Source organism: Ideonella livida (genome assembly GCF_010499455.1).
Taxonomy (GTDB): Bacteria; Pseudomonadota; Gammaproteobacteria; order Burkholderiales; family Burkholderiaceae_C; genus Ideonella; species Ideonella livida.
In genome coordinates this window covers 32,322-44,718 of sequence record NZ_JAAGOH010000027.1, presented here as the reverse complement: position 1 = coordinate 44,718, position 12,397 = coordinate 32,322, and the positions used below count along the sequence as shown (strand labels likewise).

At 69.8% G+C, this 12,397-nt stretch carries 13 protein-coding genes; 8 read left to right on the top strand and 5 right to left on the bottom strand.

Features of this window, described 5'->3' with window-relative positions:
- Positions 1 to 7 precede the first annotated feature (7 nt).
- From pqqA to pqqE, 5 genes are all read left to right on the top strand, one after another.
- On the top strand, positions 8 to 82 hold the full coding sequence (gene pqqA, locus G3A44_RS24320) for a pyrroloquinoline quinone precursor peptide PqqA (protein WP_510587267.1): 75 nt from the start codon (positions 8 to 10) through the stop codon (positions 80 to 82).
- Between the two features lie 68 nt (positions 83 to 150).
- On the top strand, positions 151 to 1,065 hold the full coding sequence (gene pqqB / locus G3A44_RS18000; RefSeq protein WP_163459139.1) for a pyrroloquinoline quinone biosynthesis protein PqqB: 915 nt from the start codon (positions 151 to 153) through the stop codon (positions 1,063 to 1,065).
- Positions 1,062 to 1,790 carry a pyrroloquinoline-quinone synthase PqqC gene (gene pqqC, locus G3A44_RS17995; RefSeq protein ID WP_310734409.1) on the top strand — a complete coding sequence of 243 codons (729 nt, stop codon included), beginning with the start codon at positions 1,062 to 1,064 and terminating at the stop codon, positions 1,788 to 1,790. Before pqqB ends, pqqC begins: the two co-directional genes overlap by 4 nt.
- Position 1,791: 1 nt before the next feature.
- The gene (pqqD, locus tag G3A44_RS17990) at positions 1,792 to 2,058 is read left to right on the top strand and encodes a pyrroloquinoline quinone biosynthesis peptide chaperone PqqD (RefSeq protein ID WP_163459138.1); all 267 of its coding nucleotides are present in this window, start codon (positions 1,792 to 1,794) and stop codon (positions 2,056 to 2,058) included.
- Positions 2,055 to 3,194: a pyrroloquinoline quinone biosynthesis protein PqqE gene (pqqE, locus tag G3A44_RS17985; protein WP_163459137.1), complete on the top strand. Its 1,140-nt coding sequence runs from the start codon at positions 2,055 to 2,057 to the stop codon at positions 3,192 to 3,194. The genes pqqD and pqqE overlap by 4 nt, the downstream gene beginning before the upstream one ends.
- Before the next feature lie 35 nt (positions 3,195 to 3,229).
- Here the strand turns inward: pqqE and G3A44_RS17980 are convergent, their stop codons facing one another.
- From G3A44_RS17980 to G3A44_RS17970, 3 genes are all read right to left on the bottom strand, one after another.
- Complete coding sequence (locus G3A44_RS17980; RefSeq protein ID WP_163459136.1) at positions 3,230 to 3,646, bottom strand: hypothetical protein; 417 nt, start codon at positions 3,644 to 3,646, stop codon at positions 3,230 to 3,232.
- Between the two features lie 133 nt (positions 3,647 to 3,779).
- Positions 3,780 to 4,130, bottom strand: a complete 351-nt coding sequence (locus G3A44_RS17975) for an STAS domain-containing protein (protein ID WP_375138675.1) — start codon at positions 4,128 to 4,130, stop codon at positions 3,780 to 3,782.
- A gap of 27 nt (positions 4,131 to 4,157) precedes the next feature.
- On the bottom strand, positions 4,158 to 4,814 hold the full coding sequence (locus G3A44_RS17970) for a UCP032817 domain-containing protein (protein WP_163459134.1): 657 nt from the start codon (positions 4,812 to 4,814) through the stop codon (positions 4,158 to 4,160).
- 179 nt (positions 4,815 to 4,993) lie between these two features.
- Here G3A44_RS17970 and G3A44_RS17965 point away from each other — a divergent pair, with 179 nt between their 5' ends.
- Positions 4,994 to 6,073 (top strand): hypothetical protein, encoded by a 1,080-nt coding sequence (locus G3A44_RS17965; protein WP_163459133.1) that lies wholly within the window; start codon positions 4,994 to 4,996, stop codon positions 6,071 to 6,073.
- A gap of 30 nt (positions 6,074 to 6,103) precedes the next feature.
- Here G3A44_RS17965 and G3A44_RS17960 read toward each other — a convergent pair whose 3' ends face one another.
- Both G3A44_RS17960 and G3A44_RS24165 read right to left on the bottom strand, forming a co-directional pair.
- On the bottom strand, positions 6,104 to 6,526 hold the full coding sequence (locus G3A44_RS17960; protein WP_163459105.1) for a hypothetical protein: 423 nt from the start codon (positions 6,524 to 6,526) through the stop codon (positions 6,104 to 6,106).
- A gap of 115 nt (positions 6,527 to 6,641) precedes the next feature.
- Positions 6,642 to 8,372 carry a methyl-accepting chemotaxis protein gene (locus G3A44_RS24165; protein WP_163459132.1) on the bottom strand — a complete coding sequence of 577 codons (1,731 nt, stop codon included), beginning with the start codon at positions 8,370 to 8,372 and terminating at the stop codon, positions 6,642 to 6,644.
- Between the two features lie 260 nt (positions 8,373 to 8,632).
- On the opposite strand from G3A44_RS24165, the gene G3A44_RS17950 reads away from it, so the two are divergent.
- Together G3A44_RS17950 and ahpC are read left to right on the top strand one after the other, a co-directional pair.
- Entirely contained in the window at positions 8,633 to 11,632 is a 3,000-nt protein-coding gene (locus tag G3A44_RS17950) for an adenosylcobalamin-dependent ribonucleoside-diphosphate reductase (RefSeq protein WP_163459131.1), read from the top strand.
- Between the two features lie 135 nt (positions 11,633 to 11,767).
- Positions 11,768 to 12,343, top strand: coding sequence for an alkyl hydroperoxide reductase subunit C (gene ahpC, locus G3A44_RS17945; RefSeq protein WP_163459130.1), 576 nt, complete (start codon positions 11,768 to 11,770; stop codon positions 12,341 to 12,343).
- Positions 12,344 to 12,397 lie beyond the last annotated feature (54 nt).

Here is a 12,397-nt window from a genome sequence, read left to right as displayed (position 1 = left end):
ACACCTCATGACCTGGGAAACCCCGAGCGCCTGCGATTTCCGCTTCGGCTTCGAAATCACCATGTACATCGCGGCCCGCTAAGCGGCTGCCGATCCCGCGGGGCCGTGCATGCACGGCCCCGTTTCGTTCCTGCCAGACCCGCTGTCCCGATGAAACTGATCGTGCTGGGCGCCGCCGCCGGCGGTGGCTTTCCGCAGTGGAACTGCAACTGCCGTCAATGTGCCGGCGTGCGCGCCGGCCAACCCGGCCTGCGCCGCCGCACGCAAAGCTCGGTCATCGTCGGCGAGGGCGCCGACTGGCTGCTGGTCAACGCCAGCCCCGACATCCTGCAGCAGATCCAGGCCACGCCGGTGCTGCAGCCGGGCCGGGCCTTGCGCGACACCGGCATCCGCGGCGTGCTGCTGGCCGACGGCCAGATCGACCACACCACCGGCCTGTTCATGCTGCGCGAGCGCGGCAGCCCGCTGCCGCTGTGGTGCACCGACCCGGTCCACGACGACCTGACCCAGGGCAACCCCATCCTGGGCGTGCTGGGCCACTTCTGCGGTGTGGACCGCCACACCGTCACGCCCGATGGCTCGCCCTTCGAGGTCCCCGGCGTGCCCGGTCTGCGGGTGCGGGCGCTGCCGCTGTGGAGCAAGCCCGCGCCCTTCTCACCGCACCGCGAGCACAACGTGGTGGGCGACAACGTGGGCTACCTGTTCGAGAACACCGCCAACGGCCGCAAACTGTTCTACGCGCCCGGCCTGGCCGAGATCGACGCCACCGTCTGGGAAGCCATGTCCGGCGCCGACGTGGTGATGGTCGACGGCACCTTCTGGACCGACGACGAGATGGTCCGCCTGGGCGTGTCCAGGAAGCTCGGTCGCGAGATCGGCCACCTGCCGCAAAGCGGTGCCGGCGGCATGCTGGAGTGGCTGGCCAAGCTGCCAGCGGCCACCCGCAAGCTGCTCATCCACATCAACAACACCAACCCCATCCTCGACGAGCACTCGCCCGAGCGCGCCGCCTGCACCGCGGCCGGCGTCGAGGTCAGCTTTGACGGCCTGGAGATCGAACTGTGACCGCCATCCTCTCTGACACCGGCGCGGCCTGGTCGCGCACCGAGTTCGAAGCCCGCCTGCGCGAGCAGGGCAAGGCGTACCACATCCACCACCCGTTCAACGTGATGCTCAACACCGGCAAGGCGACGCCGGAGCAGATCCGCGGCTGGGTGGCCAACCGCTTCGCCTACCAGATCGCGATCCCCGTCAAGGACGCGGCGGTGATGTCCAACTGCCCCGACCGCGAGGTCCGCCGCGGCTGGATCCAGCGCATGCTGGACCACGATGGCTACGAGATCGGCGGCGTCAAGGACGAGGGGGGCATCGAGGCCTGGATCCGCCTGGGCATGGCCACCGGACTGACGCGCGAGGAGATCACCGACGGCCGCCACATCATCCCGGCGGTGCAGTTCGCGGTGGACGCCTACATCAACTTCGCCCGCCAGCGGCCCTGGCAGGAGTCGGTCTGCTCCTCGCTGACCGAGCTCTTCGCCCCCGAGATCCACAAGCAGCGCCTGGCCACCTGGCCCGAGCACTACCCCTGGATCGAGGCGGAAGGCCTGCAGTACTTCCGCAACCGGGTCACCCAGGCCCGCCGCGACGTGGAGCAGGGCCTGGAGGTGACGCTGGGCTACTTCAACACCCAGCCCCTGCAGCTGCGCGCGCTGGACATCCTGAAGTTCAAGCTCGATGTGCTGTGGGCGATGAACGATGCCATGGCCACCCGGTACGGTGTGAACCCCTGACATGGACGACGCCATCACCCCCCGCCTCGCCCATGGCTTCCGCTTCCAGTGGGAAGAGGCCCAGGGTTGCCACGTGCTGCTCTACCCCGAGGGCATGGTCAAGCTCAACCGCAGCGCCGGCGAGATCCTGGCCCGCTGTGACGGCGCCACCGCGCTGGGCGACATCGTCGCCAGCCTGGAGGCAGCCTTCTCGGCCAGCGGGCTGCGCCCCGAGGTCGAGAAGTTCCTCGAGATCGCAGCGGGCAACCGCTGGGTGACACTCGCATGAACGCGTTGACGGGCATGAAGAACGCCGTGGTCGGTCCGCCTTTGTGGCTGCTGGCCGAGGTGACGTACCGCTGCCCGCTGCACTGCGTCTTCTGCTACAACCCGGTGGACTACGCCCGCCACGAGGACGAGCTGTCCACCGAGGACTGGCTGCGCACCCTGCGCGAGGCCCGCGCCCTGGGCGCGGTGCAGTGCGGCTTCTCGGGCGGCGAGCCGCTGCTGCGCGACGACCTCGAGCTGCTGGTGGCCGAGGCCCACCGCCTGGGCTACTACACCAACCTGCTGACCAGCGGCGTGGGCCTGACCGAGGCCCGCTGCGCGGCGCTCAAGGCCGCCGGCCTGGACCACATCCAGCTGTCCTTCCAGGACTCCAGCCGCGAGGTCAACGACTTCCTCTCAAGAACTAAGACCTTAGCGCTCAAGCAGCGCGTGGGCGAGATGCTGCGCGCCCAGGGCTGGCCGATGGTGATGAATGTGGTCATGCACCGCCTGAACATCGACCACATCGACCGCATCATCGCGATGGCCCACGAGCTGGGTGCCGAGTACCTGGAGCTGGCCAACAGCCAGTACTACTCCTGGGCCCTGGAGAACCGCGGCCACCTGATGCCCAGCACCGAGCAGCTGAAGCGTGCCGAGGCCGTGACCGACGAATGGCGCCGCAAGCTCGACGGCCAGATGAAGCTCTTCTTCGTCGCCCCCGATTACCACGAGGCGCGGCCCAAGAAGTGCATGAACGGCTGGGGCAACGTCTTCCTCACCATCACCCCCGATGGCACCGCGCTGCCCTGCCACACCGCCCGCATGCTGCCGGGCCTGAGTTTTCCGAACGTGCGCTCGCAGGACGTCAAGTCCATCTGGTACGACAGCGAGGGTTTCAACGCCTACCGCGGCACCGGCTGGATGAAGGAGCCCTGCGCCAGCTGCGAGAAAAAGGAAGAGGACCTGGGCGGTTGCCGCTGCCAGGCCTACATGCTGGCCCAGGACGCGGCCGCGGCCGACCCGGTGTGCGCCAAGAGCCCGTCGCACGGCGTGGTGCAGGCGGCGGTGGCGGCGGCCAATGCGGGTGAGGTGCCGGCGCGGCCGCTGGTGTTCCGCGGCCGGGCCGAGTCTTTGGCGCGCAGCGGCGGCGGTTGAGCCGCGGAGCCCACGGGCCATGGCGGCACCAGGGGTCAGTGCCGGGTGAAGAGGCCCAGGCCCCAGCCGCCCGCACCGGCCACCAGCTCCAGGCCACCGGTGTTCGGATCGCCCAGCTGCAGCAGCAGCACCGGGCCGCTGCGGCTGCTGAAGGCGCCGCGGCGCCAACCGTTATCACCTGACGACGATGCCGGCGAGCTGCCCGGCGCGCCTTGCCAGCGCCAGCTGCGCTCCACCAGGTTCAGGCCGTAGCCAGCCCCCATGGTCAGCGGTCCCAGGTGCAGCGCCACCCCGCCATGCAGGGCGGCGCGGGCCACCCAGGGGCCCGTCGCGTAGTGGCTGTCCTCCAGCCCCCAGCCGCCGCGGCGCTGTTCGCTGGGGCGCAGGTCGATCCAGGCACCGCCCAAAAACAGCCCCGGGCCCTCCCTCAGGGTGAGCACCACGTTGCTCATCACGCCGTGGCTGTGCAGCCCCGCCGACTGGGAGGTGTAGACGTCGTCCGCAGCCGCCGGCGCGGTGGCCGCCAGGACCGCACACCCGAGCAGGACGCGCCGGGACGCTCCCCCCGGCCGGTGGCGGGGTGGCTCAGGCAAAGGACGCCACGGCATCGTCACAGCGGTCAAAGATGCGGAACACGCGGTCCATGCGCATGAGCTCGAACAGCGCACGCACCGCCGGGCTCATGTGGCACAGGCGCAGGTCGCCCCGCTGGCCGTTCTGCTGGCGCAGGCAGGAGATCAGCGCGCCCAGCCCCGAGCTGTCCACGAACTGCAGACCGGTCATGTCCAGCACCACCCTCGGGTGGCCGCGGCTCAGGGCCAGGGCGGACTCCTTGAAGGCCGCCACATTGCTGGCGTCCAGGCTTTCTCCCCGCAGGCTCAACACCAGCACCTCGGCTGTGCCGCCGCCTGCCACGGTTCGTGCGCTCAACTCCATCGCTTGTCCTCCATGAGGGGCTGCGGTTCACAGCACCCAGTTGCCGCCCTCGGGCGCTTCGTCTCCGCCCGTCCAGCGCGCGCCAGCGGGATCGCCCATCAGGTCTTGCCCGCGGTAGCGGGGTCGCCGATCCCCCTCGGCCGGTGGCTGCGGGGAGAGGGTCAGCGCGTAGATCACCCCATCGGGCAGGTCCAGCGCCCGGTCCAGGTCAAACAGCAGGGGGACCTGGGTGGGGGCGTAGGGGTCCTGGCCCTCCAGCGCGCAGCAGACCGCCCAGACGTGGCGCAACCCCAGGTTCTCCCGGGCCCAGCCGCTGGGTTCCTGCACATCCCGCCATGGCAGCGGGCCGCCCAGGGCCTGTCGGCACAGCGTCTCATAGCCCGCGGCGTCTTCTGCCAGGCAGGCCCACAGCTCCGCCGCGGCCCGGGAGGGCATGTCCAGGTGTTCACCGTCGCTGCGCTGGGCCGCCAGCAGGAACTGCCGCAGACCCAGGCCCACCTGGGCGCAGGCGGCTGCATCCCAGCCGGGACGGCGGGCCTGCAGCCGTGCCAGGGCCGCCGGCGGCGGGGTCCAATCCGCCAGCTGTGCAGCCTGGCGCCGCGCCCGGCGCCGCCACCCCAGCACCGCCGCCATCGCCAGGCAGACGCTCAGCAGGGTCAAGGAGGGAAGCAGCCAGTTCGACATGCCGCAAGTATGGCCCCCGCCAGAGGCCCGCGTGGCCCCCGTTGCGGCGGTGGGGCGCGGGGCGCCCGTTGGCAGGCGACAGCTTTGTCATGGTTCGTCACCGGCGCCGCGCGGGCCTGCAGGTGGCGCTGCCCACAATGCCCAGCCATCGACCCCCAACCCACACCCCGGAGAGCCCTATGAACCGCCGTCTTGTCCCTGCCCTTTCCGTCCGCCGCCGCGCCCTGCCGGCCCTGCTGTCCGCTGTGGCGTTGGCTTGCCTGGGCGCCTGCGGGGGAGGCGGCGGTGAGGAGGCCGAGGACGCCGCTGTCACCGACGAGGCCAGCGCCCAGGCCTATGTGGCCGTTGCGGCCACCTCGGCGCAGAGCGTGAGCGCCGGACTGGAGAGCGCCGCGACTCTGGCCGAGACCGCCGCCGCCGAGACCGCCACGGCCCAGGCGGCGGCAGCGTCCGGGCGACGCCAGGCCCAGGCGGCCAACGACCGCACGGTGACTGCGCCCGCCACCTGGGACTGCCCAGGCGGTGGCAGCCTGACGCTGACCGTGCAGGGCACCGCCACCGGCGTGCTCAACGGCCAGCCCGACAGCGGTGAGGTCTATGCCCTGGACTTCGCCCAGTGCGTCAGCGCTGACGGGGTGGTCCTCACCGGCGGCGCGCGCCTGAGCTACGACACGGCGACCGTGGCCGAGGAGGGCGGCACCACCCGGCAGCTGCGTACCGGCCGTCTGCAGGCCACCGCCCTGGCCGCCAGCGCCACCAGCGTGGATGGCGAGCGGGCGCTGGCGGTCACGCTCGACGGCACGGTGCAGTTCAGCCGCCAGGTGGATCAGCAGGTGGACGACAGCGGTGTGACCGAGCAGCGCCAGACCCACCTGGCCGGCAGTGGCCTGGCCATGACGGTGGCCACGACCCGCGGGGGCTCCCAACGCTGGCAGCTGGATGACCTGGACCTGAGCCGCCAGACCCAGTGGCAGGCGGACAGTTTCTCGGCGGGCCAGCTTCATGGCGGCTGGACCCTCTCGTTGCCGGCCCGTGGCTGGCAGATGTCCACCCGCATCGACTCGACCCTGGCCCTGGACGCCCAGGGCGCGCTGGTGTCGGGCCGCTGGGTGGTGACGCTGCCGCGGGTCATCCTGGACAGCTCCGCGGCGGCCGGGGTGGTCACCGTGCAGGTGGACCAGGGCGCCGACGGCAGTGTGGACAAGACCTACAGCTGGACCCTGGGCCGCCTGGTGACAGTGGTGTCCGAGGGCGTTTGAGGGAAAGCCTGGGGCCAAGGCCCGCGGGCGTCAGGCCGGCGGGCGTGCGGGAAGGTGCCGCACGTAGAGGTCGGTGTCGGGCAGGTGCTGGCGTAGCACCTGGAAGGCCCGTTCGGCCAGGTCCATGCCGCCGCAGCGCGGCGCCACGGCCAGCACCAGTTCCGCCTCCCCCAGGGCCTCGTCCAGCTTGAAGGCGTGGACGATCTGGTTCAGGTGCAGCGCCGTGCCTTGTTCGTCTTCGGTGCCTTGCAGCGCCGGCGCCAGGGCCTCCAGCAGCCGGCTCAGGCGCGGGATGTTGCCCTGCAGCTGCGGCAACTGGTCAGGCTGGCGCAGTTCGACCCGGCAGACCGGGCCACTGGCGCTTTGGCCGCAGTGGCCGCAGGCGCCCTCGGCTGGCGCTGCGGGGGCCTGGGTAAGGTGAAGGGCAATGACGGGGTGGACGGTTCGGCTCACGGTGTCCTGAGGCGCTGGTGCCACGGAGACCGCATGTTAGTCCACCCGCACCGGCCTGAGGCGGTACGGTGCCGGGCATCGGTGAAGGGGCCTGTCGGCCCGCGGGCCCAGGGGGTCAGAAGGTTTCCCAGTCGTCGCTGGCGCCGGCGGCGCTGCCTGCCGTGGCCGGGCTGCGCGACTCGCTCGAGGGCGCCGGCAGCCGGGCCGTGGCGCTGGCGCGTGCGGCGGGTGGCTTCAGGGTGGCGGCCCGGGCCGGCTGGCGCTGCGCCGTGGGCAGGTCCTGCAGCGTGCGTTGACCTTCCGCCAGCCGGAAGGCTTGCACCAGCTGCACCAGATCGCCGGCCTGACGGCGCAAGCTGTCGGAGGCCGCGGCGCTTTGTTCCACCAGGGCGGCGTTCTGCTGGGTCACTTGGTCCAGCTGCCCCACGGCATGCGTCACCTGGTCGATGCCGGCGGTTTGCTCGTTGGAGGCCGCGCTGATCTCGCTGATCAGGTCGGACACGCGCCGCACCTGGGCCACGATGTCCTGCATCTGCTGGCCCGCCTCGGTCACCAGGCGCGAGCCCGATTCGACCTTCTCCACGCTGGTGCCGATCAGGCCCTTGATCTCCTTGGCGGCCTCGGCGCTGCGCTGGGCCAGGCTGCGCACCTCACCGGCCACCACGGCAAAGCCGCGACCCTGCTCGCCGGCGCGGGCGGCTTCCACGGCCGCATTCAGCGCCAGGATGTTGGTCTGGAAGGCGATGCCGTCGATGGTGCCGATGATCTCGCCGATGCGACGGCTGCTGGTGGTGATCTCCTCCATGGTGGAGACCACCTGGCCCACCACCTCGCCGCCGCGGGCGGCCGAGCCGCAGGCCGACGTGGCCAGCTGCGCCGCCTGGCGCGCGGTGTCGGCGCTGCTCTTGACCGTGGCGTTGAGCTCCTCCATGGACGCCGCGGTCTCTTCAAGGTTGGCGGCCTGTTCCTCGGTGCGCTGGCTCAGGTCGCTGTTGCCGCTGGCGATCTGCGAAGAGCCGGTGGCGATGCTCTCGCTGGCCTGGCGCACCTGGCCCACGATGCGCTGCAGCGAGGCCTGCATGTCCCGCATGGCCGCTTGCAACTCGCCCAGTTCGTCCTGCCGGGTCTGGGTGAGCGGCTCCGAGAGGTCGCCATCGGCGATCTTGCGTGCTGAGCCCACCGCCTGCTGCAGGGGCTGGCTGATCGAGCGGGCCAGGCGCATGGCCAGACCCAGGCCCACCACCAGCGCCGTCACCACGGCGATCAACAGCGTGGTGCGGGCGCCGGCATAGACCTCGTCAGCCGTGCGGGAGGCGGCGTTGCCGCCCTCCACATTCAGCTCCACCAAGCCCGCCAACGTGGCGCTGGCGGTGTCGTAAAGCTGCTGTGACTTGCCATTGATCAAGCCCGACGCTTCCTCATTTTTGTTCTGGCGGCTCAGTGCCATCGCTTCGGTCTGGGCCTCTAGGTAGCTTTTCCACTGGGACTGAAATTGATCCCAGCGGGCACGCTCCTCCGCAGATGAAATGAGGGGCTCATAAATCTTGGCGGCCTTAGCCAGATCGGACTGCAGCTTTTCGATGTCCTTTTCGTATCGGGTCATGCTGGCGTCGTCGGTGGAAGCAATGTGCTGCAGCACCGCGACCCGGATGTCCGAGGTCTGCGTGTTCATGCTCGAGATCTGCGTCACGCTGGGCAGCCAGTTGGCCGTGATCTCGGTCGAGGCTTCATTGAGGGCGGCCATCTTGCGCTCGGCCAGCAGGCCGATACCGCAGGTCAGCGCCAGGAGCAGCCCAAAGGCCAGGTAGAGACGCGTGCGAAGGCGCAGGTGGTTCAGCCAGTTCATGCGGTACTGCTCCAGGAGATCGTGTGTCGTGGGTCTCATGCCTGCGGGACGCGCGCGGCATATCCGGTCTTGGCACTATCGGCCGGCGGCCGCCAGCCTGAAGCCCGGAAAAGCCCGGCTGACCCGACTTCCTGGGTCGACTTGTCAAGTCTTTCCGGCTCGTCCGGGCTTGGGGATGGTCAAGTCGATCCCGCCTGACAGCGGGGCCGTTTCAGCGGATGATCACGGGTTTGGAAGCTCGAATCCCGCCCGCCCACGCCATGAATACCGAAGACCTGTTTGCCGCCTGCGACACCCCGGCCAAGCCCGCTGCGGTGTCGGGCGTCACCCCGCAGGCCCGTCCCACGGTCGCCAGCCTGCCCCCCCAGCCGATCAGCGAGGAAGTGCTGATCGAGAAATACGCAAAAGGTGATGAAAGCTCCATCACCGAAGTGCGTACTCGCGTCGCGCGGGCGCTGGCAGCCCATGAAGCCCCCGAACAACGCGCCCACTGGGAAGAGCAGTTCCTGCGGGCCCAGCAGCGTGGCTTCGTGCCGGCGGGCCGCATCAACTCCGCGGCAGGCACCGACCTGACCGCCACGCTGATCAACTGCTTCGTGCAGCCCGTGGGCGACTCCATCGCCAGTGCCGAGGACGACCATCCCGGCATCTACATCGCCCTGACCGAGGCGGCCGAGACCATGCGCCGCGGCGGTGGCGTGGGCTACGACTTCTCGCGCATCCGTCCCAAGGGCGCCTGGGTGGGCTCCACCCAGTCCAGCGCCTCGGGGCCGGTGAGCTACATGCGGGTGTTCGACCGTTCGTGCGAAACCGTGGAGTCCGCCGGTGCCCGCCGTGGTGCCCAGATGGGTGTGCTGCGCTGCGACCACCCGGACATCGAGGACTTCATCCACGCCAAGGACCAGGGCGACCTGCGCAACTTCAACATCTCGGTGGGCGTGACCGATGCGTTCATGCAGGCCGTGCAGGCTGACGAGGCGGTGGAGTTGACCCACAAGGCCGAGCCCGGGGAGAAGCTGCGCCAGGCCGGGGCCTACCAGCGTGGTGATGGCCTGTGGGTGTACCGCAAGCTGCCGGCCCGCCACCTGTGGGACCAGATCATGCGTTCCACGTATGACCACGCCGAGCCGGGCGTGCTGTTCCTGGACCGCATCAACCAAGACAACAACCTCAGCTACTGCGAGACCATTGCCGCCACCAACCCGTGTGCGGAGCAGCCGCTGCCGCCGTACGGCTGCTGCTGCCTGGGTTCCATCGACCTGACGCACTTCGTCGTGAACCCTTTTGAGGGCGAGGCACGCTTTGACGGCGAAGCCTTTGGCGAGGTGGTCAAGGTGGCGGTGCGCATGCTGGACAACGTGCTGGACGCCACCGTCTGGCCGCTGGAACGCCAGCGCGAGGAGGCCGCCAACAAGCGCCGCGTGGGCCTGGGCTTCACCGGCCTGGGCGACGCCCTGGTGATGTTGAACCTGCGGTACGACACCCCAGCGGCCCGCGACATGGCTCGCCACATCAGCGAGGTGATGCGTGACCACGCCTACCACGCCAGCGTGGACCTTGCGCAGGAGCGCGGGGCGTTCCCACTGTTCAACGCCGACCTGTACCTCTCGCGCGGCACCTTTGCCTCGCGCCTGCCGGTAGAGGTCAAGGAGCGCATCCGCGAGCACGGCCTGCGCAACTCCCACCTGCTGTCCATCGCGCCCACCGGCACCATCAGCCTGGCCTTCGCAGACAACGCGTCCAACGGCATCGAACCCGCCTTCAGCTGGACCTACACCCGCAAGAAGCGCATGCCCGACGGCAGCTTCAAGGAATACGCGGTCGAAGACCACGCGTGGCGCCTGTACCGGCACCTCAAGGGCGCCGACGCCCCGCTGACCGATGCTTTCGTCACCGCGCTCGAAATGAGCGCCCAGGCCCATGCCCAGATGGTGGCCGCCGTGGCGCCCTGCATCGACACCGCCATTTCCAAGACGGTGAACGTGCCGGCCGACTACCCCTACGAGGACTTCCAGGACCTCTACACCACCGCCTGGCAGAGCGGCCTCAAGGGCCTGGCCACCTACCGGCCCAACAGCGTGCTGGGCTCGGTGCTCAGCGTCAGCGCGCCGGCCCCCGCCCCGGCGGCGGCACCGGACGCGGTGGCCCCCGCACCGGTCCTGACCGACGATGGCGCCAACCAGCGCCTGAAGCTGGAAAAGTTGCCGGCCACCGTGCTGACCTCGCTGCGTTGGCCCGGCCGTCCCGACCTGCAGGGGGGCAACCCGGCCTGGAGCTACATGATCCAGCACCCGCACGGCGACTTCGCGCTGTTTGTGGGCGAACTGCCGGCCGAGGCCGGCCCGGACGCCGGCCTGTTTGGCAAGACCCTGCCTTTTGAGGTGTGGGTCAACGGCGCCGAGCAGCCGCGAGGCCTGGGGGCCCTGGCCAAGACCCTGTCCATGGACATGCGCGTCAACGACCCGGCCTGGCTGCGCCTCAAGCTGGATGCGCTGGCCACGGTGGCCGAGGAGCGCAGTTTCGAGATGCCCATGCCGCCCAAGGGCGACAACCGCCTGTTCCCCGGCGTCGTGGCGGCCACCGCAGCGGTGATCCGCTGGCGCTGCGAACAGCTCGGCGCGCTGGATGAGCAGGGCGACACCCCGGTGCTCAACGCCATGTTCAGCCGCGAGGAGCCGCGTACCGGCACCGCCGGCACCCTGGCCTGGGCGGTGGACGTGCAGAACCCCGGCACCGGCGAGGCCTTCACGCTGACCCTCAAGGAAGTGGCGCTGGCCAGCCCGGATTCCCCCACCGGGTACGTCACCCGGCCTTGCGCCGTGGGCTTCTCGGGCAACTACCCCAAGGCACTGGATGGCCTGGCCCGCCTGCTCAGCCTCGACATGCGGGTGATCGATCCGGCCTGGATCGGCATGAAGCTGCGCAAGCTGCTGAATGTGGGCGAGCCCCTGGGCCACTTCATGGCCCCCGTGCCCGGCGAGAAGCGTCAGCAGACCTGGCCCAGCACCGTGGCCTACGTCGCCCGCCTGATCATCCACCGCTACGCCATGCTGGGCGTGCTGGATGAGCAGGGCCGTCCGCTGACCGACATGGGCATCATGGAATCCGCCCCCCAGGCCAAGCCGGCCGCCACGGAGGCCCCTGCCGGACCGGCGGCAATGGCCGGCAAGCCTTGCCCGGAGTGCGGCAACGCCACCATGATCCACAAGGACGGCTGCGATTTCTGCACCTCCTGCGGCTACGTCGGCCAGTGCGGCTGACGCGCCGTCGGGGCGGATAGGCCGCCTCAATCGGGGGGATTCGATCAATCAATCCACGAGCCGGATCTCCCCACCTAAGATGCCTTCCATCGCCCCATGCCTGTGGGGCGTCCCTCAACCGCCACAAGGAAGACCATGTCCCTGATCAACACCCCCGTCCAGCCGTTCAAGACCACCGCCTTCGTCAACCGTGACGGCAAGGGCGACTTCATCGAAGTGACCGAGGCCTCCCTGAAGGGCAAGTGGTCCGTGCTGATCTTCATGCCGGCCGCCTTCACCTTCAACTGCCCGACCGAGATCGAGGACGCCGCCGACAACTACGCCGCCTTCCAGGCCGCTGGCGCCGAGGTGTACATCGTCACCACCGACACCCACTTCTCGCACAAGGTGTGGCACGAGACCTCGCCGGCCGTGGGCAAGGCCAAGTTCCCGCTGGTGGGCGACCCCACCCACGCCCTGACCAACGCCTTCGGTGTGCACATCGCTGAAGAAGGCCTGGCCCTGCGCGGCACCTTCGTGGTGAACCCGGACGGCATCATCAAGACCATGGAAGTGCACTCCAACGAGATCGCCCGCGACGTCTCCGAGACCCTGCGCAAGCTGAAGGCCGCCCAGTACACCGCCGCCAACCCCGGCCAGGTGTGCCCGGCCAAGTGGAAGGAAGGCGCCAAGACCCTGGCCCCGTCCCTGGATCTGGTGGGCAAGATCTGAGTCTTGCGCTAGGCGCACCACCCGGACGGTCCTTCCAGAGACCGTCCAGCCCCT